20 protein-coding genes and 1 pseudogene are annotated in these 26,135 nt (G+C 53.9%); 12 read left to right on the top strand and 9 right to left on the bottom strand.

Annotation, left to right across the window (positions count from 1 at the left end; translation table 11 throughout):
• Positions 1-98: 98 nt before the first annotated feature.
• Both G3O01_RS00190 and G3O01_RS00180 read left to right on the top strand, forming a co-directional pair.
• The gene (locus tag G3O01_RS00190) at positions 99-677 is read left to right on the top strand and encodes a carboxymuconolactone decarboxylase family protein (protein WP_205802427.1); all 579 of its coding nucleotides are present in this window, start codon (positions 99-101) and stop codon (positions 675-677) included.
• A 954-nt stretch (positions 678-1,631) separates the two neighbouring features.
• A complete protein-coding gene (locus G3O01_RS00180) occupies positions 1,632-2,225 on the top strand; it encodes a hypothetical protein (protein WP_205802425.1) in 594 nt (197 codons plus the stop codon).
• A gap of 97 nt (positions 2,226-2,322) precedes the next feature.
• On the opposite strand, the gene G3O01_RS00175 is transcribed toward G3O01_RS00180, so the two are convergent.
• Positions 2,323-2,901 (bottom strand): TetR/AcrR family transcriptional regulator, encoded by a 579-nt coding sequence (locus tag G3O01_RS00175; protein ID WP_205802424.1) that lies wholly within the window; start codon positions 2,899-2,901, stop codon positions 2,323-2,325.
• A gap of 318 nt (positions 2,902-3,219) precedes the next feature.
• Between G3O01_RS00175 and G3O01_RS00170 the strand changes: the two genes are divergently transcribed.
• Complete coding sequence (locus G3O01_RS00170; RefSeq protein WP_205802423.1) at positions 3,220-3,912, top strand: response regulator transcription factor; 693 nt, start codon at positions 3,220-3,222, stop codon at positions 3,910-3,912.
• A 104-nt stretch (positions 3,913-4,016) separates the two neighbouring features.
• Here the strand turns inward: G3O01_RS00170 and G3O01_RS00165 are convergent, their stop codons facing one another.
• Positions 4,017-6,932, bottom strand: a complete 2,916-nt coding sequence (locus tag G3O01_RS00165) for a GAF domain-containing sensor histidine kinase (RefSeq protein WP_205802422.1) — start codon at positions 6,930-6,932, stop codon at positions 4,017-4,019.
• 551 nt (positions 6,933-7,483) lie between these two features.
• Between G3O01_RS00165 and G3O01_RS00160 the strand changes: the two genes are divergently transcribed.
• Both G3O01_RS00160 and G3O01_RS00155 read left to right on the top strand, forming a co-directional pair.
• Positions 7,484-7,789 (top strand): carboxymuconolactone decarboxylase family protein, encoded by a 306-nt coding sequence (locus G3O01_RS00160; RefSeq protein ID WP_205802421.1) that lies wholly within the window; start codon positions 7,484-7,486, stop codon positions 7,787-7,789.
• A gap of 466 nt (positions 7,790-8,255) precedes the next feature.
• Positions 8,256-8,762 (top strand): DUF417 family protein, encoded by a 507-nt coding sequence (locus tag G3O01_RS00155; RefSeq protein WP_241023527.1) that lies wholly within the window; start codon positions 8,256-8,258, stop codon positions 8,760-8,762.
• A gap of 448 nt (positions 8,763-9,210) precedes the next feature.
• On the opposite strand, the gene G3O01_RS00150 is transcribed toward G3O01_RS00155, so the two are convergent.
• On the bottom strand, positions 9,211-11,142 hold the full coding sequence (locus G3O01_RS00150) for an FAD-dependent oxidoreductase (protein ID WP_205802419.1): 1,932 nt from the start codon (positions 11,140-11,142) through the stop codon (positions 9,211-9,213).
• 485 nt (positions 11,143-11,627) lie between these two features.
• On the opposite strand from G3O01_RS00150, the gene G3O01_RS00145 reads away from it, so the two are divergent.
• The 4 genes from G3O01_RS00145 to G3O01_RS00130 all read left to right on the top strand — a co-directional run bounded on the left by G3O01_RS00145 (position 11,628) and on the right by G3O01_RS00130 (position 14,917).
• The gene (locus G3O01_RS00145; protein ID WP_205802418.1) at positions 11,628-12,068 is read left to right on the top strand and encodes an ACT domain-containing protein; all 441 of its coding nucleotides are present in this window, start codon (positions 11,628-11,630) and stop codon (positions 12,066-12,068) included.
• A 291-nt stretch (positions 12,069-12,359) separates the two neighbouring features.
• The gene (locus tag G3O01_RS00140) at positions 12,360-12,977 is read left to right on the top strand and encodes a nitroreductase family protein (protein ID WP_205802417.1); all 618 of its coding nucleotides are present in this window, start codon (positions 12,360-12,362) and stop codon (positions 12,975-12,977) included.
• 30 nt (positions 12,978-13,007) lie between these two features.
• Positions 13,008-13,553 (top strand): peroxidase-related enzyme, encoded by a 546-nt coding sequence (locus G3O01_RS00135; RefSeq protein WP_205802416.1) that lies wholly within the window; start codon positions 13,008-13,010, stop codon positions 13,551-13,553.
• Between the two features lie 653 nt (positions 13,554-14,206).
• Positions 14,207-14,917 (top strand): SDR family oxidoreductase, encoded by a 711-nt coding sequence (locus G3O01_RS00130; protein WP_205802415.1) that lies wholly within the window; start codon positions 14,207-14,209, stop codon positions 14,915-14,917.
• A 687-nt stretch (positions 14,918-15,604) separates the two neighbouring features.
• Here the strand turns inward: G3O01_RS00130 and G3O01_RS00125 are convergent.
• Positions 15,605-16,669 carry a PLP-dependent aminotransferase family protein gene (locus G3O01_RS00125; RefSeq protein ID WP_346779142.1) on the bottom strand — a complete coding sequence of 355 codons (1,065 nt, stop codon included), beginning with the start codon at positions 16,667-16,669 and terminating at the stop codon, positions 15,605-15,607.
• Positions 16,670-16,792: 123 nt separating this feature from the next.
• A pseudogene (locus G3O01_RS45710) lies at positions 16,793-17,017 on the bottom strand (winged helix-turn-helix domain-containing protein); the annotation flags it as partial.
• 87 nt (positions 17,018-17,104) lie between these two features.
• On the opposite strand from G3O01_RS45710, the gene G3O01_RS00120 reads away from it, so the two are divergent.
• The 3 genes from G3O01_RS00120 (at position 17,105) to G3O01_RS00110 (ending at position 18,869) form a co-directional block, all read left to right on the top strand.
• Entirely contained in the window at positions 17,105-17,521 is a 417-nt protein-coding gene (locus G3O01_RS00120; protein ID WP_205802413.1) for a cupin domain-containing protein, read from the top strand.
• Between the two features lie 3 nt (positions 17,522-17,524).
• Positions 17,525-17,986, top strand: coding sequence for a carboxymuconolactone decarboxylase family protein (locus G3O01_RS00115; RefSeq protein ID WP_205802412.1), 462 nt, complete (start codon positions 17,525-17,527; stop codon positions 17,984-17,986).
• 607 nt (positions 17,987-18,593) lie between these two features.
• Positions 18,594-18,869 (top strand): hypothetical protein, encoded by a 276-nt coding sequence (locus G3O01_RS00110; RefSeq protein WP_205802411.1) that lies wholly within the window; start codon positions 18,594-18,596, stop codon positions 18,867-18,869.
• A gap of 91 nt (positions 18,870-18,960) precedes the next feature.
• Here the strand turns inward: G3O01_RS00110 and G3O01_RS45705 are convergent, their stop codons facing one another.
• The 4 genes from G3O01_RS45705 to G3O01_RS00090 all read right to left on the bottom strand — a co-directional run bounded on the left by G3O01_RS45705 (position 18,961) and on the right by G3O01_RS00090 (position 26,121).
• Entirely contained in the window at positions 18,961-21,798 is a 2,838-nt protein-coding gene (locus G3O01_RS45705) for an ATP-binding protein (protein ID WP_205802410.1), read from the bottom strand.
• A gap of 644 nt (positions 21,799-22,442) precedes the next feature.
• Entirely contained in the window at positions 22,443-23,579 is a 1,137-nt protein-coding gene (locus G3O01_RS00100) for a porin (RefSeq protein WP_205802409.1), read from the bottom strand.
• Between the two features lie 148 nt (positions 23,580-23,727).
• Positions 23,728-25,083: an MFS transporter gene (locus tag G3O01_RS00095; protein WP_205802408.1), complete on the bottom strand. Its 1,356-nt coding sequence runs from the start codon at positions 25,081-25,083 to the stop codon at positions 23,728-23,730.
• A gap of 42 nt (positions 25,084-25,125) precedes the next feature.
• Positions 25,126-26,121, bottom strand: coding sequence for a 2Fe-2S iron-sulfur cluster-binding protein (locus tag G3O01_RS00090; protein WP_205802407.1), 996 nt, complete (start codon positions 26,119-26,121; stop codon positions 25,126-25,128).
• Between the last annotated feature and the right edge of the window lie 14 nt (positions 26,122-26,135).

The following is a 26,135-nucleotide window of genomic DNA, read 5'->3' as shown; positions in this document are numbered from 1 at the left end:
TGAGACATTGAATATCAAACAGGATGGCTTTTCTATTCCAACGCAGAACGATACGATTTTCTCCAATCGATAAGCACTCGTATGCCATTGGAGAGAATATGTCCCGTACCACTATCCCGTCCCGTGACCAACTCCCCGTTGATTCGCAAGCTACACTTGAGAGCCTCGACAAATTATTTGGCTTCGTTCCTAACGCTTTTGCTGTGATTGCGCAAAGCCCCTATGCGCTAAAAGCTTTTAAAGGTTTGCAGATTCCGCTTGAGAAAACGCTTGATCCGAATATTCGCGAGTGCATCGCGCTTGCAGTCTCGGAAGTCAGTGGTTGCGAGTATTCCATCCGCGTCCACTCTTACATCGGAGCCCGATTCAGCAACCTCGGTGCAGCTGAACTACAGTTAAGTCGTGATGGCAAGTCTAGCGATCCGAAGACCGGATCGGCTGCCCAGTTCGCGAAGAAGGTCGCTGAGATGCGAGGTAAGGTGACTGACGCCGACCTAAAGTCAGTCCGCGATGCCGGTTGGACCGATGCGCAGATCATCGAGATCATCGCGCGTATCGCACAGTTCCTCTTCACAAATTTCGTGAGCAACGTTTTTCAAACCGAGATCGACTTTCCGTCACTGGAAGCGGTCGAAGGCGAATTGCAAAAGGAGCTATCCAGCTTCCTCGATTGCTGATCGATATTGCAAGCTCGAGCTTGACAGTCTAACTTCCGTCACGACCGCCTCTGCTCATAGCAAGATTATCGATCTTCGACGTCGGGAACTTCTCTATATATGGGGCGATTCTTGCAAGTGTTCGCCAGCGTAGTACCTATATACGAACGCATGTTTGTCTCTGACCTGCGCACGGTATAGCATTTTCTTATCGAAATCGTATCCGTTGGTGACAATGCTCCTGTCTGTGACAGACTTTGAAATCATCGAGCGTTGCTACCGAGGTGCTCATGCGTGTCGATAGGAGCTTGCACACGACCAAGATCTCATGTTGTCTGTTGCAATCCCGCCCCGGAGGCAACGATGGAAGCATCGGTAGCGAGAGCAGAGCTTGAATCATCGACTTCGACCGCGAGTTTTCGCTCGCGAGAGGCGCCATCTCTAAGAGGTGTCCCAGCTGCGATCCCCTCTCGTCAGTCACTGAAGGAGTGCGTCTGGAAGAGTATTGTCCTATCCATCGCTACATCGAGCGCACGATCTTCCGAGCGACATCCTTCCGATCGCCCTATCGCGCGCCGAGGAATTGGCTCACCTCACGATATTGTTCCGGGCCGCGCGAAAGTCGATGTGCTGGAGCGGACGTCCGTGTCCACCGCAATTATTTCGTGGCACGACGCAACACAATGCAGCTATCGCTTTCAGCTTTGGCGTCGCGTGGTCTCGACCAGATCTGGAGTTTGCGCGCTGACTGGCATTGCCATCAATGTAGGCGACAGTATATATAGGCCAGGAACGAAACCACTACCACGCAATGCTTCTGCAATGATTCTCGCCTCTGCGATCGAGAATCGGTTCAGCTATGAATAGTTTGAACACTCTTACGTTCAACCATTTCGTTACGCGGTAACGAAATGGTTGACCCGATTCGGAGAGGACAATATAAACCTCAATTGTTTTCGAGATCGAGCTGTCTTGATGATTGAGAATTTGAGGCTAGCAGACCCCGGCTTTTTTGAAGCCGCGTTGATCTGTTTCTCGACCTACAGTTTCGAAAGGGTCACCATCCATCAAATATCTGATTTCACGGTTGTACGCCCCGCGGTGCTGCAAGCAGAGTTCGGAGACAAGACGCGATTGCTAGCCGCCGTCCTCACATGGTATATCGATAACGGCTTTGATTCGATGCTTCGACAACTGCGAAAAACATGCTGTCCTGTCAGCGCAATTCTGTGCTTCTTCCGGGCAATAGGCGAACGACCGCCCCTCCCTGGAGGTGGTGGCGCGCGGCTTCTATTCAGCACGGCAATGAGGCTCGCTGGCCATGACTCTGCCTTCGCACAAATCGTCTCAGATGCCATGCAAAAGCTTGAAATCTTTTTCTACGAGTGCGTAGTTGAGAGTCAGGAAGCGAATGATCGTATGACGCGGGCTCCTGCGGAACATGTCGTGGATCTACTAATCGGATACATCGCAGCCTTCCCAGCTATGCCTCGAGCGAAACACTCGGGATCGACCGTGGATCAAGTCATCAAATCTGTGGAACTCCTGCTCCGGAGACCACTTGCCTAATCACGCATTGAATAGAACGGGATGACAGTTCGGCCGTCACAAGTTATCAGGCGTCTTATCTCGAGTATCGGTCAATTTGCAGCGCACCAACAGACGATCATTGCTTCAGTATTAAGATCGCCGAGCGGGCTATCCCTTCAAGCAGGGCGCGATTCGGCCGCACTCTGGCAAGCACGCGGATCCCGAGTAAGGCGCCTAGTAAAAGACGGGCTAAATCAGCAGCGGGGAGCTCGGCCGATACCTCTCTCTGCTCCTGACCTGCTGCGATTGCCCGCTTGAAAAATGACTCAATCTCTACAAACACGACCGAGACGACCTCTTTCACCTCTGAATCATCATCCCCAAACTCAAGGGCTGAGTTTACTAGCAAACAGCCTTTCCGATTCTTGTCTTTTAGTGAGTAGTTGACAATATCCTTAAAAAACGCATCGATCGCTCCGACCGATGAGTCATGTTCTCGAAGGATGCGGCCTTCGATACTTGTCTCGATGTAACGCCCGAGCGCCAACTTGAAAAGGGCGCGCTTATCCCCAAACGCGTTGTAAAGACTGGCGGCTGTGATACCCATCGCATCAGCCAGTTCGCGGACCGAAGTGGACTGATATCCATGGATCCAGAAGTGCTCTACCGCCGCGTCGAGCGCGGCTGTCTCCTCGAACTCTCTGGGACGCGCCATTCCAACAACCCTCCTTAAGTTTTCCGCGTAGAGCGACCCAGGTCGCCATAATGCCCCATTATAAACGTGGGTGCATTCACTTCGTCACGAAGGTGATCCAACCAGCGTGCGTCCACCTGCCGAATGTCAGCGATAGCTTGACAAAATTTGCAGCGCGGCATTGATTCACAAGCCGAGACGGTAACGTTGGTCCGACCTCAGATAGCAGCAGAATAGTCGTCGTGTAATACTTCTAGCCTAGATTTGATTGGATCGCTCACCACGAAAATACTGTGCGATGGTCCGCGTACGGTCTACTGTTTTTTAAACGGAGCAAAGATGTTCACCCATTTTCATACATCGCAACGTGACATCGGGAGCAAAAGAGAGACGGAACGTGAGTCGATTGTATACGTCGTCGACGATGACGAGCCGACGAGGCACTCTTTGAGTGCCCTCCTCCGTTCCGTGGGTCTACGCGCAGAGACGTTCGGATCCGCACGTGAGTTCCTGGCGTTTTCAAGGCCCGCGATCCCGAGTTGCCTCATTCTCGACGTGCGACTGCCACATGAGAGTGGGCTTGAGCTTCAGCAGCAACTAACGAGGATGGGTGCACCTACTTCCATCGTTTTTATAAGTGGTCATGGCGATATCCCCATGACAGTTCAGGCTATGAAGGCGGGGGCTTTGGATTTTCTGGCGAAGCCGTTTCGAGATCAGGACATTCTTGACGCCGTCGCCTCAGCCTTGCGTCACGATGCGCAGCGTCTGATGAACGAACGCTCGATGGCCGATCTCCGGTACAGGTATGATTCAATGAACGCGAAAGAGCGAGCTGTCATGGGCTATGTAGTCGCCGGCCTTATGAACAAACAAATTGCAGCCGAAATGAATCTCAGTGAGATCACAATAAAAACGCATCGAGCTCACGCAATGCGAAAAATGGAGAGTCGCACACTTGCAGAGTTTGTTCGCATCGGAGAAATTCTCGGCATCGAACCGTCGCAACAGTTCTTATCGAAACGCGATTGATTGATCGAGTTGCTTTTATCATGTACGCATTCTGACGCAACCCGCTATGAAATGTGTCTATGTTGAGCGATGAAAGTCATTATCATCTGCACCCCTCTTGATATTCAGGAATACGTAGGCGTCGTCAGATCGGGTACCAATCTGGATGGCGAAGGCGAATGGCACCCCGGTTCGGAAAGCATTACTTCGAACCGTGTTCCATAGGGAATCAATCGTTCAACGGAAAGTCGGCCTGCGTGAGCCTGCACGATGGAACGGCAAATTGCCAGGCCCATGCCCATGCCTTGCGGCTTTGTCGTGACGAATGGCGCAAATATGTGTTCAACCGAACCCTCCGCTACGCCGATGCCGGTATCCTCGATCACGAGCCTTACATATCCTCCAATTGTCGAAGTCAAAAGTATCAAGCGACGTTCGCGGCCCGTGATTTCCTGCATTGCCTCAATTGCGTTGACTACCAGAATGAAAACTACCTGCTGGATCTGAACCCTGTTACCCCAAACAACGCTTTTATCAGAAACTGCGCTCACATCAAGCCGGATGGCATGCCTCTCGCACTGCTCCCTTGTCGCTCTCAACACCTCCTCGATAACGTCGCTCACATCGAACGCCGAAAAGGAAGCGGCAGATCGTTTGACTAGATCCCGTAAGCTTTGCACTATGTCATGCGCACGAGCACTGTCGAACTGGATTCTCTCTAACGCATCCTCGACTTCGACCAAGTCAGGCACGTCACGCCTCATGAACCTCAACGCAGCACCAGCGCCGGTTGCAATCGAAACTAGCGGCTGACTCACTTCGTGCGCAATAGCCGCTACGAACTGCCCCATCGTTATATGGTTTCCGATTCGTGCGAGTTCCTTCTTCGATTCCCGCAACTCCTGTTCAGCCGCATCGCGCAGTTCGTTGCTCCGGACCGTATCAGCATAGAGCTGTGCATTTTCAAACGAGATTGCCGCTTGCGAAGCGAGTACCTCGAGCAGTGTTGCTATTTCTTCCGTGAATGCGGCGGATATCACGTTGTTCTCGACATAAAGAATTCCGACAAGTTTAGATTGCCTCAACAAAGGCACGCACAACACCGACCGGATTCCTCGTTGAGAAACACATCGGTCATTCGAGAATTCATCGGAACACGATGCATCGTCAAGTAGAACCTTCTGGCAAGTCCTAACTACAGTCATAAATATGTCAAGTGGCAGATCTGCTTCGCGAGGCACACGCGATTCGATCGCATATATAGGACCGTCCAGAGTGACATTCGCTTCAGCCTCTATACGAAACCCATCTTCCCGAATTAGCACAACAGCACATCGTTCCCCGCCGGCGTGTTCCAGAACATTTCTAATAAATAGCTTGAGAATCCGAGGTAGGGTAATTTCGCCGGAAAGATCATGTAATGCAGCGACCACCGTTCTCGTATCAAGACGCATCCCTTGCACATCTTGTCCAGGTTTCGCCCTCGAACGCCCAATGACGCGCATCGGGCGGGTCTCGATCTCCTCTGCTTTCGCCTCCGCGCCCCAATGAAGGTATGCGTATCGAACATTTCTGATCAATGCTTCTGCTATAACTCGAAGATTTCGTTCGAAATAGTAATCGGCCGCCGCTTCGAGCGCGACCGCCTCGTTTTGAACAAACTCTCCCTTTCTCGCGAGCTCTATCGCTCTCTCATATAGTAATTCAGCATCACTACTCCTGCCCTGCACCCTTGCAAGCAACGCCCCAGCAAGCGCGGCACGATCGCCAAAATTATCGGGACACGACTGCGCCAACGATTGGAGATAGTCGCAGTGTTTCTTTAAAATAATGAGGTGCGATTCTCGTTCATCTTCTTGCGTTGCCCTTGAAAATGCTGCCGCTCTGCAGAGGGCACCGTAATAGCTAAGATCTGCAACCTCAATGTGTGCGAGCGAAGCGCCAAGTAGTTCTGTCGCCATCACTTCAGCTTCCAGTCCTCCATCCCAATCGCGAAAAAGAACGCTGATTTGAAGTCGATGTATCCAGAATGCAAACGCGGCAGTGCTCTCGCGCGAAAATCCATGAACAAGGTTCTCATTCCAACCCGAATCCAGCCCCTTTGACTTAAACGTCTGAGCGTACGTGCCCTGCAGCGTAGAAACGAGCATCGGTTGTGCAAGTATCATATCGACGAGAAGCTGAGATCTTGCATCGCGTGCGAGATCGACCGCGTCTTCTGCCAAACGTATAGTCTCTACGAGGGGCGCACCACCGAACAATATACTAGAAACAAGATACCTCTGAGAAAATTCGGCAAATAGCAAGTCGCAACTTTCATATGTCTTCCTGACAGCGTCTTTAATGTAGGATTGAGCAAAGCGTACGTGCCTAGTCCACGGTATTAGCAGGACACCGAAGCACATACGCACGCGTGTAGCCAAGCTGCGAGAGCCGTCCTCGGAACTTAACCGGAGCGCTACTTTTGCGAGCGACAGGCTTTGCTCGAGATCGCAAAAACGGAAAGGCGGAATTCCAACTGCTTGAGAAAATGCGTAACCTGAAGCGCTGCAGTAGCCCTTGCCTACGGTCGGGAGAGTCATAGTGACCACGAGACTCTCCGCCAGATTCTCAATGTTGCAAAAGAGCGCAGGCAGAATCAGGTCACCCAATACATCCATCGCGCCAGCCCACAATGGACTCGTGATTTCTCTCCTCCGCGTAGCTCCATCAATCAATGCGCAATCAATGTATTGGACCAACCTCGCGCGATCCCTCTCTAACTCCTGAGCGTGTGGCTCGCTTCGAATGATAACGCCGAGTTCTGCCAGATAAGACAGCCCAATGTCGATGGCGACACGTTGCATTCCTGGAGTCGTGTATAGGGCTAGCTCAGACCGCAGCACCCAAGGCTGTCCGGCGCCCGAATCGAGAGAGGCCGTCGCGAGCAAGACCGGCTCCCCGTCATCATTCCAACAACGGTACAGTTCAATATTGCCCACGCGAAGCAGAGACATACTGGGGGTAGCACGTTCGTTCATGTTAGCTTCGCTGATATCCATTGCAATCGGTTCGACCGTTCGTACGGGACGTGATCGTACCTACACGCCTTGCAGGCATTTTATTCTATTCGTTCTAAAATGCATCACACTCGTCGCCCGACACCATCAAAAAAGAGAGCACATCATCTGACCGTGAGTCACCTGAGCACACAGCATTACGAACCACTTACGGCACATGAACACTTATGAGCCGCGAGTCTTTACAGTATGAGCACGAGAGAACTTCATTCTCGCGTGAATAACCTCCCAGCCGTGGCCTTGCATTACTCGCATCCGCAAGATTGAACGTCCACAAGTTTGGTCCAGCACTGTAAAGCCGAGACTATGAAATCGGCTCGATCGTGTCATGCACATCTCGTCAAAACTGTGCCGGCGGCGGTTTTGATATACCAACGTATGTTTGTTAGTGGCTTCGCATGCACATATGATCCATTTGATATGAAAGGGCCGCAAACGATCGATCGCATGTTCATGTTCGTCGACGATGATCCGATCACCTGCAGGCCCTACACTCGTTCGTTACACACGCTTCGTTGCGTCGGGAGTTCAATATGTACGACATGTCAAATCTCAATCGTCTTCAAAAACTTGAAGACCACGCGCCCACCGGTATAGCGGCGTTCTGGGCTTTCGACAAGGCGGCCTTTGAGGCAGGCGCTTTATCCGTTCAAACTAAGCAACTGATCGCGGTGGCGATCGCGCTGACCACGCAGTGTCCGTATTGCATCGAGCTTCATACGAGTGCTGCCCGAGATGCCGGCGCCACAAATTCCCAGCTGGCAGAGGCTGCTGTCGTAGCAGCTGCAATTCGTGCGGGTGGTGCAATCACCCACGCGACACATCTCATGCAGGAATGATGGCGCTTCGCCGCCCTGTTAACACCGTGTAGAACATTCGTAGACGTTGCATACGAACAGAATTTTTTGATTACAGCCTCCCGAGCATGTTCGAAAAATGATGGCATTTTTCTTTTCCAAGGGAGATCGTCACGCTGAAACACTGTGATATTGGTGTCGTTACACAAGCACACGCACGTGCATCAATCCCTAAGGAGATCGGCCGATACCTACGTATGTTTGTTAATGGCGATCCATCCAGATATCATTTTTTGACTGACGTTCGGTAAAGCATCGAATGTTTGCTCAGCGCGAGTTAATTCGCGATATCAGGATAAAGGTCAGACAGCAAAATCGCGCTCGTGACCAGACAACCTGATCAATACCGCCGATCGCCCTTGTTTGGGACAGACATATCGTTATAGACGCTATCGGGGCGTAGGCTCGTTCAACCCAGCTTCTCATATGAAATCTAATGGAGCGAAATATGCTTAAGAACCCGCGGATTGCAGAAAAGCATGACACGTCCGATTGGCCACTCGGCTTTCTTCGTTGGGCCTTGGTCGTTGTGTTCCTCTGGTTTGGTTGCATGAAATTCACAAGTTACGAGGCTCACGGAATCTCTTCGTTCATCGTGCACAGCCCCTTTATGGGCTGGCTTAACACTTTGCTCGGTGTACAGGGTGCGAGCGACGTCATCGGCGTCCTGGAATTGTCAACGGCGGCGGCACTTATATTGGGAGCGTTCGTCCCATTCTTTTCGGCTCTCGGGGCGGCAATGTCATGTGCGACGTATGCGATCACGCTAACGTTTATGTTTAGCACTCCAGGCGTGACCGCCGCACCGCTGGGCGGCTTCCCTTGGTTATCAGGCGATGTGGGACAGTTCCTGCTTAAGGATCTTGTTCTTCTTGCTGCATCCGCGTGTCTGCTCATCAAATCCGTTCAGACTGCCCCGCGCCGCGCACCCGAAGCAGCAGTAATGTCTCGATAGTCGCTCAAGACGTCGTCACTCCTTGGCCGCTCGTCGTGCGAGGACGTATCAACGACGAGAGAAATCGACGATGCAGATAAGGAGATTGCATCGTCGTATCGACCTTGCTTGTAAAATTCTTACCGGGTGATGGTCCGCAATCCCACACCGCATCTTGTGAAGCGGCGCCCCTGCCGTGCACTGGCCGCAGATCCAGACACACACTGACGCTCTTTCTGCACATGACGCACACACCTCACGTAGAACGTCACATAGGAACGTTACGGATATGCCGCCTACTCCTTCCGAACAGTTAGAGCGTGAAACCGGCATGGCTCACTGTAAGCCACCCACGCCTTGACAACTCAAAGAAGCTTCCGACGCGATAAAGACACAAATTGAAGTTGCTGGACCTATGCAGGGGCGGTAAAGCGGATACGCCGTTGAATCATACGTATCCTTTCACGAATCACCGTGCCCTAGACGCTCGCATCTGCGCCAGCATCGCATGGATTTCTGACACAACCGCCGCCCCTTCTCCGACAGCAGCGGAAACTCGTTTGACGGATGCGGAGCGTACGTCGCCTATAGCGAAAATGCCAGGCACATTGGTTTGAAATTCAAGACATCCTGACGCCCCAGAATCGCCTGCCGATTTCGTCAATACAAAACCCCTATCATCGACTTCGACATCACAGTCGCGTAGCCATTGAGTATTCGGGTCGGCTCCTGTGAACAGAAACAGATACCTCGTTTCGATTGAATCCGTCCGTCCCTCAGTGTTCACTGTTAGACCGCAAAGTCCGTCTTCGTCTCGTGACGCCGATTCAATTGTGGTACGAGCATGTATCGTCACATTGCGCAACGACATCACGCGGTCGACAAGATACCTGGACATCGTCTCTTCCAGCCCGTCTCGTCTGACGAGCACATGAATATGGCTCGCATAGTTCGAGAGATATACAATAGCTTGCCCCGCCGAGTTTCCACCTCCGACGAGTACAATCTCCGTCCCTTGGCAAAGCTTCGCTTCAATGGCCGACGCCCAATGAAATACACCGTTCGCGGTGGATGCGTCGAGGCCACGGATCTTAGGACGACGATACGAGGCACCACTCGCAATTACAACTGACTGCGCGCTGACGAGACCGCCATCAGTGAGATGGACCTTGAACGGCGTCACTGCACACTCCAGCCTCGCGATTTCAGACGGGATCGATATTTCCGCACCGAACTTTACGGCCTGCATGAATGCTCGATGGGCCAATGTATGCCCCGAAATGCCGCTGGGGAAACCCAGATAGTTTTCAATACGGGCGCTGGCGCCCGCCTGCCCGCCAGCACCGTGTGCGTCGAATACGATGACGGACAGGCCTTCCGAAGCGGCATATACGGCAGCAGCCAGTCCTGCAGGACCTGCCCCAACTATCGCGACGTCGTAGACATTTTCCGGGACCAGATCCGGCAGAAGTCCGAGCTCGGCAGCAAGCGTCGCTTCATCAGGATGACGCAAGATCGCGCCGTTGGCCAACACCACGATTGGCATCGATTCACGCCAGTCCGGAAGTTTTTCAAGAAACCTGACTGTTTCCGCATCACTCTCCGTATCGACCACACGATAGGGATGGTTTACACGCCGAAAAAATCCTTCGAGCGCCAAGGTCTTCGCATCAGTCGTCGATCCGATGAGTACGGGGCCGCTACCCTCCTGTACGAGCACCGCACGGCGCAGTATGAGGGCGCGCATGATGATTTCGCCGAGCTGCGCCTCTTCTACGAGAAGTGCCCGCAATCGCTCCGGCGAGATCAGAAGGCTTTCCACATCCTTGATCGCATAGCCGTCCACAAGGTACGGTTTCCCCGTGAGTTGCGCAGTCTCTCCAAGGAATTGCCCTTCGCTCAATTCAGCGAAGAAATGCGATTGTCCCAATCCATCCCGCCGCGTAAGCAAGACGCTGCCCTGCAATATGACTCTTATTCCGTGCCCCGGGTCGCCGGTGCGGAACATAATCTCGCCAGCTTTCCACAACTCAACCGTGCCGAAACGACGCGTGCGCTCGACCCTCGCATCCCCGATCTGAGGGAACATCTGCGAACGCCGCTGCTCAATCGAGATGCGAGTGCTCCGCAGTTGCTCATCGTGAGAGGTTTGATTTCGGTTTAGGTACGAGGTGTAGTTTGCAGACTGTCTATCACTCACATGCTGGGATTTTGTCTGAACATGATCGGACGATGCATTCGAGATGTAGCGGCCATAGTTAGCGGAAACGCCGCTTTGATTAATAGCAGACTCAGGGCGAACCACGGATAGGTCACGCCCGCTAACCCCGGGCACCTGCGCGTCGATGTCGGGCGAAAGCTTACGCTCCGAGTCAAACGTCGATTCCTCGTCTGCATTCATAGAACGTCTGGTTGAGCGGAACTTTCGTCCCGTGGACTACGTCGCGACAGCGAACCTAGTCAGTAGTAGACCTTGGTCTGCGCATGAAACAGTTCGCTATCGTGTTTCAGCTACTTGACGCAACAGCATCATTTTTCAGATCGTCCGGACATCGTGTTCAGCAACCGTAGCTAAACAAACCTGACCCGGTTCCCGATAGTCTCATGCATGCCACGGCTTTCTGCAACGTGTGCGTAGTATCGCTTTCATATGCTCACGTATAGACGCGCAATGCACTTTCTCTATATACACTAATCAGAAAAACCGATTGACGTTCTGGGCTATTCTGCATTCGATCAATATCCAAAATTGGATCAAGAATAAACACACTTTCACGGTTATGTAGTGGCCATCTGACCGATTGGTCTAACGTTTGGTTGATGATTTGTGGATATGAGCCATTGCACTACGGATCATGCAATTTGGCCTCTAAGGAGCATGCGAACATGCACGATAGAACTACGAATCTTAGGGCTTTGATCGCATCTATGTCTCCGGTCCTCAATCGGGAACGGGTAGCGATCGTGAGTCTTGCTTTAGGAGAATTGGCGCCAGCTGGTATTCCGGGAAGTGCCATTATCGGGACATTCCGGGAGCAAGAAGGGCTGACTGTATTCGTAGAACTCGACATAGCAGAACGATTTAATTTGCAGATATCGTTTCGCGCTGCGTGGATCACTTTGTTGCTTCGCTCGGACCTGACATCTGCGGGGCTCACTGCCGCTTTCTCCGCGGCGCTCGGCGCGGTCGGTATAAGTTGCAATGTAGTCGCCGCGACCTATCACGACCATATTTTCGTTCCACTGGAAGCTGCCAACGAGGCGATGTGTGTCCTTGAACAACTTCAGCGTGATGCAGCCAATCACGACGGCTCGACGCTTCAATGAACATGCAACCCACCGGGCTAGTCAACCACTCTAGTTCCTTCCTCAGAGAATTCTACAAACGAATAGCAGGCAGCGACCAAACGCTCGCTTTCAACTTGCTCAGCGATTAATACGCTGATACGCGTTGATTGACGTATCGCTGGTCTACTGCAAGAAAAGTTAATCCTTGACGATGCCGAAACAAGGGGAGCAACAAACGCTATCCGACATATTGAACGAAGGGAGATACGCACAGCGCACAATTACTCTTATCCCTAGACCTTCTCCATAACCCAACCCGAAGGAATGACCATGACCAACTCCGTCATTGAATGTATCCTGAGCCGAAGCGCCGCCAAGTACTATGACCCCGCAGCCATCTTGAGCGACGACGAAATCCGAGAACTCGTGAGAATCGGCACCGCCGCGCCGACGTCCTTCCATTTGCAGAACTGGCGCTTCATCGCCGTGCGCACACCTGAAGCCAAGGCTCGATTGAGTCCAATCGCCTGGAATCAACCCGCGATCACCGATGCAGCCGTTACCTTCATTATATGCGGTCAGTTGGCTGATTCCAGCGTAATTCCGGAACGCCTCGCACCACTGGTTGCCGCCGGTGTAATGCCGGCGGCAATGGTGCCGGAGTGGGAGACCCCCGCACGTGGCCTGTACAAGGACCACCCCCAACGTCAACGCGACGAGGCAGTACGTACTGGCACCTTTGGCGCGGCAGCGATCATCTATGCGGCCCGCTCAATGGGTCTAGGCTCCACGCCGATGATCGGTTTCGACGCCGACGGCGTGCACCGCGAGTTCGGGCTGTCGAAAGACGAGGTACCCGTCATGCTGCTGGCCATCGGAGCGGAGAGGTCCGGAAACTGGGCGCAAAAACCCCGTCGCCCGGTCGCCGACGTGCTGAATCTCGTATAAGTGAAACTCGTTTCCTAAAGGATGACTACTATGTCACGTACTGCAGTTCTAACGCCGGAACAAGTGCCGGCCGAATCGAAACCGACTCTCGATGCATTCACCAAAAACATCGGGTTCACCCCGAATATGATGGCGAGCTTCGCGCAGAGCCCAATCGCGTTCAACTCATGGGCTACTCTCCTCGGCTCCATGAGCAAGGCGCTCGACGTGAAGACACGCGACAGCATTGGTCTTGCCGTCTCCGAAGTGAATGGTTGTAACTACTGCCTGACAGTTCATAGCTTTACGGCCGAGCATATGGCCAAACTGCCAACCGACGAGATCATCCTTGCGCGGAAGGGCCATGCAACCGACCCTAAGCGCGACGCTGCCGTCCAGTTCGCGCGGAAGGTCATCGAGACACGTGGTCAGGTCACCGACACAGATCTCAAAGCGGTCCGGGACGCCGGATACACGGACGCGAATGTGATGGAAATCATCGCATTGGTAGCCATGTACTCCCTGACCAATTATTTCAACAACGTGTTCGATCCCGAGAAGGATTTTCCCGCCGTCACAGCTGCCGGCTCGATTTGACCTTCATGAATTCGTATCGAACACCTCGATTTCCGCCCGAAGGCGTCTGATGCGAGCCTAACACCGACGCCCGGAACACCAGGATGCGAGTCTTGGAAATATGTCCGGGCTTCTCCTATGAGCTGACGGATCAAGGAGCAACAAAAGGGCGCTCGATCATCTGAAATATTCGCATCGGCCGGTCGACCTTGCACATCGAATTTACCGGGCGTAGTGCGAACTGCTGCACGGTGCGCGACGTCCGGTGCGCCTTGATACGGGATTGTTCCAATCGATTGGCGCCGACGATGTCACGGTGATCCTCACGGAGTACACCCCTCCCGCGGCTTTAATCAATATAGTCGACATCATCGGCCCAAACCGCCCTCCATTAATTGAGGTTGACACGGCTTACCCAAAGTCGATCAACGACTCGACCCTCGTGATGACGGATCACGATATACGGTAATTTGCCGGCGACGTCGACATGCAGTCGCTCCTAACGCTCGGAGACTCGCGCTTTGAAAGCATCAGTTCGAGCATTGACTTTCCATAGTAAACAAGCGTTGATTGCGATTGCACGCAGAAGCTGAACTGACATGTTTGCGTTCGGCGTGACCAGAATTGCGGAATCAGTGTGGGTCGCCTCCCATCAACATTCCTAGGTACATCTTATGAGCACTTCACGAAAAGTTGTTGTTGTGACCGGCGCCTCGCAAGGCATAGGCCATGAGATCGTCAAAGCGTTTCGTATGCTTGACTATTATGTCATCGCGAACGCTCGATCGATCAAGCCGTCGGACGACACGAGCATCCTGACGGTTCCGGGTGATATTGGCGATCCGGCAACGGCTCACCGGGTCATGCCTGAAGGACTCGAGCGCTTCGGCCAAATCGACACGCTGGTAAATAACGCTGGCATATACATTGGCAAACCTTTCACAGAACACACAGTGGCAGACTACACCGCAGTAGTGAACGTAAATCTCTCGGGGTTCTATCACATCACTCAACTCGCAATCGCCGAAATGGAGAAGCGTCGGAGCGGCCACGTGGTTAGCGTGTCCGCCAGCATTGTTGACGCGGCGAAAAGCGGCGTCTATTCCACCTTGGCAGCCCTGACGAAGGGAGGGTTGAACGCGGCCACCAAGTCACTGGCGATTGAGTACGCGGCGAAAGGGATTCGCGCGAACGCCGTCGCACCGGGAATCATCAAGTCACCCATGCACTCACCAGAAGCTCATGATGCACTGGGTGCCTTTCATCCACTCGGTCGCATGGGCGAGATGAGCGATGTTGCGAATGCGATTCTCTTCCTTGATTCTGCACCATTCATAACCGGAGAAATACTGCACGTCGACGGCGGTCAAAGCGCAGGACGATAACCATCAGCCAGCGCTTGTGTCGCGCGCACAGCGCGATCGCGTTCAAGCGAGCCGTCTGGGCGATTGCTAGCGAGCCCCCTAAAGGTTCGCTCCCTGCATCCGCTTCAAGTCGCCTTTCCGTTGAACATCGGCCTGGGGACTGCCTGGCTCAAGTGTTCGGGATAAGGCAACGGAGCAGCGGGCCACATCCCAAAGCAAAAGATCGCTCGAACAGTAACTGAACTCTCCGTTGCGTTCGCAACGCTGGTAGGTTTATTCGGCATTCGTCCATACGGGGCGGCGAGTCTGTGGACCCAGCTTTCCGCGACGATTGAACGTCGCCACAGCGGCATTGTGGAAACGAAATTACCTGTGTGGATGTTCCGGGGGCGTCTCAACGACCCGGTATGACGCTCGCAGCGCACGGAACGCAAGGCGTGAGCTCGTTGTTCGTACGTGATCGTTGCTCGTAGGTGATTCATGGCGTGACTCACCTTCCATCCAGATCAATTTGAGTGGCGGACTATTGCATGTGCCTCTGCACCGTCAGCGATGGTCGGAACTCTCCCGTTGTCGAAGCGATGCTCCACGAACCGGCTTCGCATGTACGCGCAGATCGCTGCTGCGAGCATCAACAGCAGGCGGAAAAAATGGGCCTTGTGGTCAAAAAAAGCGCCGCCAGAATGCCCGCTGGCCGCGTCGATGCTACTACGAAAGCTTTAGAATCAGATGATGCAGCCGATCACATGTACTCGGAAGTTGCTGCTCAATTGCGGTCGCTACGCCAAGGAGCAGTCCCGGTCGCTTGGTGGACTCGGAACAATACCATCCCGATAAAGGCGCTGGTGCCAGCCCATACGCATAGGCTTCTTGAGCGATCGTCTTATCGTCCGCCCCATCGGCGAGCCTGAGCACCAATGAGAGTCCCGCGGGAAACACCTCGAGCCCCTTGGCTTCCAAGGTAGCCCGAAGGGCGTCGCTCCGAGCGGCATAGATGCGCTTCATGCGGCGTAAATGGCGCATATAGTGTCCGTCCCGAATGAATTCAGCAGTCGCTATTTGTACTGCCGGGCCAGGCGCGCTGCCAAGACATGCGGCGGCTTCGTCGAATCTGGACACCAACGTATCCGGTGCAACGACAAATCCAAGCCGAAGCGTCGGGCTGATGGTCTTACTGAACGACCCGATATGTATCACACGACCCGCTCGATCCAGTGATGCAAGCGCCGGCGCCGCGCGGCGTCGCAAGTGGAACTCGCCCAAATAGTCGTCTTCTATGATCCAGGCATCCGCGCGTCGCGCCCATTCGAGGAGCCGAACTCGTCGGGCGAGAGACAATGTTGGGCCTAAAGGCGCCTGTTGCCCGGGAGTCACGAGCGCCATCACTGCGTCCGGTGCGCACGCTTCGCCGTAGCCGACATCGAGCCCTTCCTCGTCGACGGGAACAGGGATTGTCACCAGCCGCGAAATCTCTAATGCCATCCGGCCGGGTACAAATCCTGGATTCTCGACCCAAGCCTTTCGGCCTTCGGCTTGCATCACTCGCAGCACGACGCCAAGCGCGCCCGAGAACCCCGCAGAAATAAATATCTGCGACGGCTGGCATTCTATGCCGCGAGACAACGCCAGATGCGCTGCGATCTCTCGCCGAAGTTCATGTTCCCCTCGTGGGTCCGGATAGGCTGCAGGCGCTTCGACTTCGTCACGTGCGGCGCGCGCTCGCAGCCGAGCAAACGACGCAGCCGGGAAACAGTCCGAAGCCGGCACTCCCATCTGAAAGACTGCAGGTCCGGGTAGGTAGTGTTGGTACAACGTGGAACGCAGATTCGTCTCAATAGAGTGCGTACGTTCCGCAGTTGCTCGCCTAGCGGTTTTTTGGTCAGAGACTCTGGTGCCCGCTGCACCAGCTGAAACGATCAGTTGCTCATCGGTTAGCCGCTCATACGCAGTCTTTACCGTGCCGCGCGCAACGCCGAGTTGCGCGGCCAAGTCTATCCACGACGGTAATCGGGCGCCAGGAACGAGTATTCCGCTCTCAATCGCACTGGAAATACTGTACCGAATTTGCTCGGATAGCGAAATTGTGGAAGTTCGATCAACCTTCAGATCTAAGTTAGTCATGGTTGATGGTACATAAAAAAATTATGTTCTTGGTTCTTTTCTCTGAACCTCTAACAGATCATGATTCTAGCGTCCAAGGAGCTATCCATGAAACTTCATTCTATTCTTCTCTCAGCCGCAGCCGCCGCGAGCATGACCTTCGCCGGGGCTACAGCAGCTCATGATGTCAGCGATAAGGTTAAGCCGAATTTCTCCGGAGCGATATCAAACATTCCAGGGAAGTCGCTGATCGCCGTAGAGGTGCTCTATCCCCCAGGCGGCGCCTCGCCCGCTCATACCCATGCCAAGTCCGCGTTCATTTATGCATACGTCGTCTCGGGTAGCGTGGTTAGCAAGGTCAACGACGGGCCCGAACGCGTGTACAAGGCTGGGGAAAGCTTCTTCGAGGAGCCTGGCTCCCTCCATGCTGTGAGTCGGAATGCAAGCAAGACCAAACCCGCGAAGCTACTCGCGGTATTCGTTGTCGATTCGGACGACAAGCAACTGACGACCAAGGTAAAGTAAATTATGGAAATGAGACTGGACTACATCAAAGCATCGCCGGGAGGCGTGAAGGCGTTCGGCAACGTGTACGGTTATGTCGTGCAGTCGGGGCTTGAAGACGTTCTCATCGATCTCGTTTATCTGAGGGTAAGCCAAATCAATGGGTGCGCATATTGCATCGATTTACACACTCGCGACCTCCTCAAAAAGAACGTCGCACCCGCCAAGCTCGCCCTTGTGCAAGCTTGGCGTGAAGCAGAACCGATGTTCAGCGGTCGAGAACGAGCCGCGCTGGCATGGGCTGAATCGGTAACTCGCGTGGAAATCACTCGTGTGCCCGACGACGATTTCAATGCCGCAGCCGCAGTGTTCGGCGAGAAAGAGCTCGCCGACCTCACGATGGCCATCGGCTTGATGAACGCCTATAACCGGCTCGCCATCAGCTTCCGCCGCGTCCCTGACTCCGTGTTGGCCGAGAAAGCATGAGCGGTGTCGAGCCCCCGATAAGATCGGAAAATGAGCGGCTCCGTTCTATGCTCTGAGAATGCATCATCATTTCCAGCTCAGAACGCAGCCGCATGCGATGGGGAAACGTTTCATACGGTGCAGGCCCGACAGTATTGAAATGCATTTTAACCCCTTCGCATGAAAACTCGCTTTCAGCGTGTCACGTGAGAACGCTATCACATCTGGTGATCGCCGTCTGGTCGATAGTCTGAAGGTAATGGGGTGCGAGCGTCGAGAAGGACGTTCTGATGCGGATACATACTCGCGTATGTAAAAGACAGACTTTGATTCTGTTGCACTCGTGACTCGTTAAAAGTCTAATTGACCTCACGGCATCTCACATCTCACAGATCCCGCAATCACGATCTGCGAATCTGAAGCATTGTCGAAAACTGAAGACTACCCAAGCCGTACATCCACAATCGATACTTGTTTTGAACTAGATGCAAGAACCCGGTCGATGGCCGAAGTTGGAAATAGTTCAATGTTACTGAGTAACGAGTTCCATGAAACGTATTTGGTCTTCAGCCCGCAGTCAATAGAATCTCGCGCACGACGATCTGGACAATAGATCGCGGAATGATTATTGGCAAAACCATCCATGGCACTTTCTAATTCGGAACGACAAAGTCAGTATCGGAAGCGTCGACTCGGCGTCGGAGGCAAGCACGAGCGCGTTTATTGTCTCGTATCTATCGCCACGAAGCGAAGTCTGGAACGCTTGGCATTTCATTTCGATTGCACCATTACCGACACAATTGAGAAGTTGATTACCGATAAGACGAATGAGGTGTTGAGTGCGCTTGATGAGGACGAACAGCAACGATTCTTTTCGCAGGGCTTCGTATCGAACGATGCCTAACTACGGCATCCAGTGCACACGCAATGGTTCAATGTGATGTGAAAGAAGCCGTGCAGAGCCAGATATCGCTAGTTATTAGATGGATAACTTGCTAAAAAACGTTATTGAATCGTGTAATCGGCCCAGGCGGCGACAAATCCGTTTGCCGTCCCGGCTCGAAGAGTGTCAGTTCAAAGCGTGTTCCGTGTGGTGTCAGACGTTCGGCAGTGAGTCGACCAGCGTGTGCTTGTACGATCGATCGGCAAATGATCAATCGCGCACCGATTCCAGTATGGTTGGTGGCGGCAAACGGCTCGGACGTGTCATCTGACAGCTCGCCCATGATCCCGGCCCCTGTATCCTCGACGGACAGTTTCACTTTCCCCTTCGCAACTACGCTTTTTATCGTCAAACAGCGTTCGTGATCGATGATGTCGTGCATCGCCTCGACCCCACTCACTACCAGGTTGAGTACGACCTGCTGTATTTGCACTTTGTCCCCCCAAACGTACCTAGGTGTCGCGATCTCGTCCGCAACAACCCGCACGGACAGCCTGTTAAATTGGCTCTGCGTGACTAGCAAGACCTCCTGAATCGCGGCATGCAGGTCAAATGCACAAAAAGACGGTGCTGAACGCTTAACCAAGCCCCGCAGCCTTTGAACGACGTCACGGACACACGCACTTTCTGATTGGATTCTCTCCAATTCTTCTTCGATTTTGAGGTGATTTGGGCCGTCTCGCCTCACGGCACTCAGCGCCGTAGCAGCACTGGTCGCAATCGAAGCGAGTGGCTGATACACCTCATGTGCGATGGACGCAACTAGTTGACCCATAGTTGCAAGACTCGCTACTCGGGCAAGCTCGTCCTTCGAGTCTCGCAGTTCTTGTTCCACAGTTTCTCGCTGCGCGTTGCTCTCCGCACTGCCAGCATGGCGCGTGGCGTTCTCAAGCAAAGCAGCCGCTTGCAAGGCGAAGACCTCCAGCACGCTACTCTTCTCGTCCGTAAATGCGCCAGACAGCAGATTGTTCTCGATGTACAAGATCCCGACGAGTTCAGATTGCTTTAGCAAGGGCATGCACAATACTGATCTCAGTCGTCGCCTGATTACATCGGGGTCTCGAGAAAATGTGCCAGTCCAGAAGGCATCGTCGAGTAAAACCCTTCGGCGAGTTCTCGTAACTGTCATGAATATACCTAACGGTATATCTGCTTCCGTCATGTTTCGCGATTCGATAACGCCGTCAACGCCATCCCATGAGGTTCGCACCTCCGCTTCAACTCGGAATTTCCCGTCTTGATGTAGCACAACAGCGCAACGTTGCGCACCAGCGTACTTCAGAACATTCCATGCGAGAACCTGCAGAAGTCGCGGTAGGGCAGTCTCACTAGACAGCGCACGTGATGCTGTCAAAATCGCTCTGGTATCAGGATGCACAGACTCAGATCCAAGCCCTTTCCGGGAGTGCTGACGTCCGACAACGCGAGTCATACGAGCCTCTACCTCTTGAGCCTTTCCGTTCGCGCCCCAGTGAAGATAGGCACATCTGGCGTCGCTAAGCAGCGTCTCGGATATGGTCGGCAGATTCAGGGACGCATAGAAATTTGCAGCCGTCTCAAGGGCGATCGCTTCGACCTGCACGAAATTCTGCTCGCGCGCGAGTCTAATCGCGAGCTCGTACAACGACTGTGCATCTCGTTCCCTACCGTGAACTCTGGCGAGCTCTGCAGCCGCTAGCGCAGCGCGATCCGCGAAATTATGATGACATGTTTCCGCGAGTGCTTGCAAATGCGCACAGTGGTTCTGCAGCGCGCTCATATGGCTCTTTTGCAATTTCTCATCTTTCGTGATGGAATATGCCATTGCTCTGCAAAGAGCACCATAGAACAGAAGATCTGCAGTCTCGATATGTGTTGCGGAAGCGCCAAGCAACTCAGTCGCCTTCTTCTCTGATTCAAGGGCACATTCCCAGTCGCGAAACAGCACGCAAATCTGAAGTCGATGGACCCAAAACGAAAATGCTCCCATACTGGTGCTGGCCATTCCTTGAAGGAGACCCTCGTTCCAATCGGCGTCAAGTCCTCTCGCTTTGAACGACTGTGCACAGCTATCTCTTAGTGTCGAAACAATCATCGACTGGGCCAAAATCATATCGACATACAGCTGAGATCGAGTGTTTCGCGTGAAGTCAACGGCGTCCTCGAGCACACGCATGACCTCCTCTAGCGGAGCACCCGAGAATAGTAGATTCGAAACGAGGTTCCTTTTAGAATAAGACCCGAATGCAATATCGCAGCTGGCATATTCCGCTTTTGCGGCGTCTTCGATATAGCTTTTAGCCGAGCGGATTGGCCGCGTCCATGGAATTACAAGCGAGCCAAAACACATCCCGACCTGTATCGCCAGTCTCCGGAATTTTTCCCGGGAGCTAAGTTCGAGCGCCTTTTCCCCGAGCAGAATGCCGCGTTTTACATCTCTGTTGCGAGACGCGAGTATTCCAGCCGCGTGAACGTATCCGTATCCCGATGCGGCACAACACCCATGTTCTACGCTCATCAGCGCCAACTTGAATGCAAGGCCAATTGCCAGGTTAGCGTTGTTACACAAAAGCGCCGGAAGAATAATTTCCGCCAACACATCCATTACCCCGGACCAATATGGGTCTGCGGTCCTCCAGACATCTGCACTTGTATCGATCCGCCCCTCGTCGAGATATCTGATTAGTCGCAAACGGTCTCGTTCAAGATCTTCATCGAGTGGACTATCCGAAAGGGGAATGCCAATTTCAGTGAGAAACGAAAGACCTAGTTCGACCGCGACTCGCGGTTTTCCGTCCGCCGTGTATGCCGCCGCACGTAACCTGACAACGCGAGATGTCAACGCCAAATCAAGGACGGAAGGCCCTTGATTTTCGAGTTGGCTGCCGGCACTAAACAACTCAACCGTCACGAACTCACTCCTGTCATCATTGCATGGCCCGATCCCATATACCACGCTCGTTCGTCGCGCAAGTTAAAGACTGTATCTCCCAAGCCGCTATCACGACGCGCGATCTGCTTGTCTATGTTCCGTCGATATCGCATAGATATTCAGAAACTGACCCGACGTCTGCAGACGCACGGCTCTACTCCTTGTACACCGAAGCACCCGAATGTGAAATGACTCGTCTCATGCTTGCCTGACGATTACCGATTCGTGGCGTTACTGAGTCTGGTCATGATCGAGCCTTCGTTCTCGCCAAATAACTATTTTAGTCCACCCGTTCTAAAATAGCGCACATTTGTGTGCACGCCATCACGAAATATTGGCGTGTCGACCATTTCGATGAGGATTAACCCTCGCGTCAATTAGTTCGCTCGTCGTGCTGCAGCGAAACTCAGACGCGAACCGGGGTTCATGAAAACGATTTTTACGTTAAGTCAATATCCACGCCAACTTGTGTGTCGACTACTTAGAAGATAGATGCTCACGTCATATTAGATGTATATCTATCGGACATTCTTTTCAGTTGATAACAGGGATCTCTCGAATAGCCACCGCCATTGCAATAAGCCCCGTTATCCTAAGCCCGCAACACGCACTGATTCGGCGGACTAAAACCGATGCCGCAGCGAAAGCTTGACCGCGACTTGCGTCTGCGTCGATGATAGCCCCAACGTGCTTATCGCCGCGACTGCAGCGTGGCCTGTCGAATCGATCCCCGATGCGTGCTGCCACACGCCGACCAGATTTATGTCAGTACGCTTGGACAGTGAGTAGTTTGGACCGAAATCAAACTGCTCATATTTTGCACGGGACGCTTTCGTGTAATCGAACGACGCGCCGATCAACAATGCCGGCGTGACGTTATAACGGCCGTTGATCTCGTAGCTATTAAAAGTCGCACTGCCTGTGTTCGGTGTAGAGACTGTATGGAGAATGTCCAGGAACCGTGCGTTCGTATAGACCAATCCCACGCTGCCTTCGCCGAACTTGTAAGATGCTGCCGCGCCGAAGATCTGCCACACATTCGCCGAAGCGTAACCGCTGTACACTGGAGTTTTGCTCGGGCTGAGGTAGCCTGACTGGCCTGGCGACAGGGCACTGTCGAGCACTGAGACAGACGGGTTATTGATGTTGTCGTAACCGAGCGCGGCAGTTAGCGAACCGATCGTGTATTTGAGCCCCAACGCATAGACACGCCCCGACCCGAAGTTACCTGCCACGCCACCCGGCGCAAACATACCGCTCGCCTCGAAACCGTAAACCTTCGGCGATTGATATTTAACTGCGTTATTCACGCGAAACGTCGAATTCAGATTATCGAAGTCACCCGGATGAGTGCCAAGCCACGCCCACATTGACGTCGCGGCAATCGCGCCGATGAGTTCCGTCATTGGGTCGTATTGGTGGCCGAGCGTTACGGTACCCCACTTCTCGCTGCCAAGTCCAACGAACGCCTGGCGGCCGAATTCGCGTCCACCTTGCAGCAGCTTGCCGTTCGACGTGTCGAAACCGTTTTCTAGTGTGAAGATCGCCCTCAGGCCGCCACCGAGGTTCTCGCTACCGCGCAAACCCCAGCGGCTTCCGTTAGTCTGCCCGTTGACCATTTGCACATTCGCGTGTCCCGACTGGTTGTTAACATATACGAGCCCAGATTCGATAAACCCGTAAAGAGTAACGGCGCTTTGTGCATGAACCGAACCCGTTACGAGCGGTAAAGTCAACATCGCGATTGCGGTTTTTTTCATAGTGTCTCCGGCTAAGCGAGTCCGCGCCTCCTCGTCGGAGAGCGAGGAAACATCAAACATCGCCAGGTTTCTGAGTGATTGTTTTGCAGACGTTTTTCGATGCATCAACCGGAAAGCTACGCAACCGGTTGAAAACTGAATCAGCGGCCTATCCGGCTTTGCTCGTTTGAACCGACACGTTACGAGAACCGTAGATGCGCCCCATTACGAACACGCCGAGACCGGCGACGAGCACGGGCCACGCCGAAAAGCGGAAGATCTCCGCAGGCGTCCAGTGCGCCGAATACAACATTCCCGCGATCAACGGCCCCGCGATGCCACCGAGCCGACCAACACCGAGTGCCCAACCCACGCCAGTTGAGCGAAGATTTAGCGGGTAGTAGACAGCTGCGAGTGCGATCACGCTTTTTTGCCCACCGCTGATGCAGAAGCCGGCGCAAAAAACCGTCGCCATCAACCACCCGACACTGCCGGAGAACGCACTACCGACAAGCCACATAAAAACGCAGCCTGCGATGTACATCACGGTCAGCGTCATATACGGGCCTACGCGATCCATCGCAAGGCCAAGCGGTACGGCTGACAGCACGCCGGCTATTGTGGGCAACGCCGTTACCCAGACAATCGCCGAAGGTGAATACTTCAAACCCGTCATCATCGTGGGCAACCAACTCTGCATGAAGTAGAACTCAGCGAGGTTGAGAAAGAAAATCATCCAGAGCAGCACTGTGCCGATTGACGTGTGACCTCGGACAAGGGCCGCGACGCTCGCACGCGTTCCATTCTGATCCTCGAGCCGGAAAGTACTGCCAAACGGCAAGTCAACGTGGGGGAAGAGCCTTCGCAATATGATGCGCATATGCTCGTCGCCTTGAGAACGCAGTTGGAGGAAGGCCAGCGACTCCGGCAACAACCACGCAAGCAGCAGGATCAACACTAGCGGCGCAATTGCTCCGACCAGCATCACCGATCGCCAGCCATAGGCGGGAATCAGCGCGCCGGCGGTAAGTCCCGCCGCGACGAAGCCGAGCGAAAAGCCGCAATAGACCAGCAGCACGAAGGTGGCTCGCAGCCGCTTCGGCGCAAATTCGCAGGTCAGCGCGACCGCGCTCGGTGCCGCCGCGCCCAAGCCGATGCCTGTCAAAAAGCGCAAGCCGATCAGTTCGGTTATGTTCGTCACGAAGACTGTCAGCATTGTGAACACGCCGAACAGCACCGTGCTCGTCAGCATCATGCGTTTGTGCCCGAAGCGCGCCGACAACGGTGCGATGGCAAGATAGCCGATCATCAGCCCGAACAGAGCGGCGGAGAAGATTGAGCCGAGGATCTCTCGCGGAAGATGCCAGTCTTTCGACAGCACCGGCACGATGTAACTGATCGCCTGCGTGTCGAAGCCATCAAGGAACATTAACAGCGCACAAAGCAGGACCACCAGACACTGTCCGGCGCCGACCTTTTGGCGTTCAATGACGTCGACTACGTCGACAACGGGGGGGAATGCCACGGGTTTGTCTCCTGGTTATTTTCTGCGGATGCGTCGTGTCTTCTACGGACGGATATCGGTGTGCACGAAGGCGTCGCTAAAAAAGTCTTCGTTAGGCAAGCCGGCTTCGACGAAAGAACGCTGGGCAGCACTCGTCATCGCTGGATTGCCGCACGCGTACACCTGATAGCCCTCGAGCGAATCGAAGTCTTCGAGCACAGCCTCGTGCACAAACCCACGGCGGCCAGTCCAGTCAGCCTGCGGCTCAGATAGCACCGGCACGAACGTCAGCTTGCCGCTCTTGTGCCACTTCTGCACCAGATCGAACTGGTACAGGTCTTCCTGACGCCGCGCGCCCCAATACAAATGGAGCGGACGTTCAAGCTTGCGTTTGATCACATCCTCGATGATCGACTTGATCGGAGCGAAACCTGTGCCGGTTGCCAGCAAAATCGCAGGACTGGTCGCTTCATCCTGCAGGGTGAATTCGCCGAAGGGCAATTCGATACGAAGCTTCTGCCCTTTCTCGAGCCCTCGAAGCACGCCGTCGGAAAACTTTCCGCCCGGCACGTGGCGCACATGAAGCTGCACACTGTCGCTTTCATGAGGTGGATTCGCCATCGAATAATTGCGGCGGCTGCCGTCTTCGAGCTCGATTTGCAGATACTGACCGGCACGGAACCTCGCACGCACGCCGGTAGGCAGGCGCAACTGGACGACGCTGACGTCCGCGGCGGGTTGCGTGACGCGATACACCGACATGTCGAGTGTCTTGCGCACGACTGGCTCACGCTTTTCGATCTTTCGCGGCGCGATCGTCATGTCGGATGATGGCCGCAAGCAGCACAGCAGCACCCGCTCAGCCGGTGCCGTCACGTCACCCTGCACAGTCGAATGGCCTGCGCCAGCAATCACGCCGCCTTCGCAGGTCGAACACACGCCTTTACGACACGAATACGGGACGCTGTAGCCTGAACGCTCGGCGGCGTCGAGCAGGGTTTCGCCCTCGGCACACGAGAATGCGACATCGCTTCCAGCGATGGAAATCTGATAATCCAAAACGGGACCTCAAT

It is taken from the genome of Burkholderia sp. Ac-20365 (assembly GCF_017104715.1).
Taxonomy (GTDB): Bacteria; Pseudomonadota; Gammaproteobacteria; order Burkholderiales; family Burkholderiaceae; genus Paraburkholderia.
Note: the sequence above shows the minus strand (reverse complement) of the source record. Positions and strands in the feature narration are given on the sequence as shown.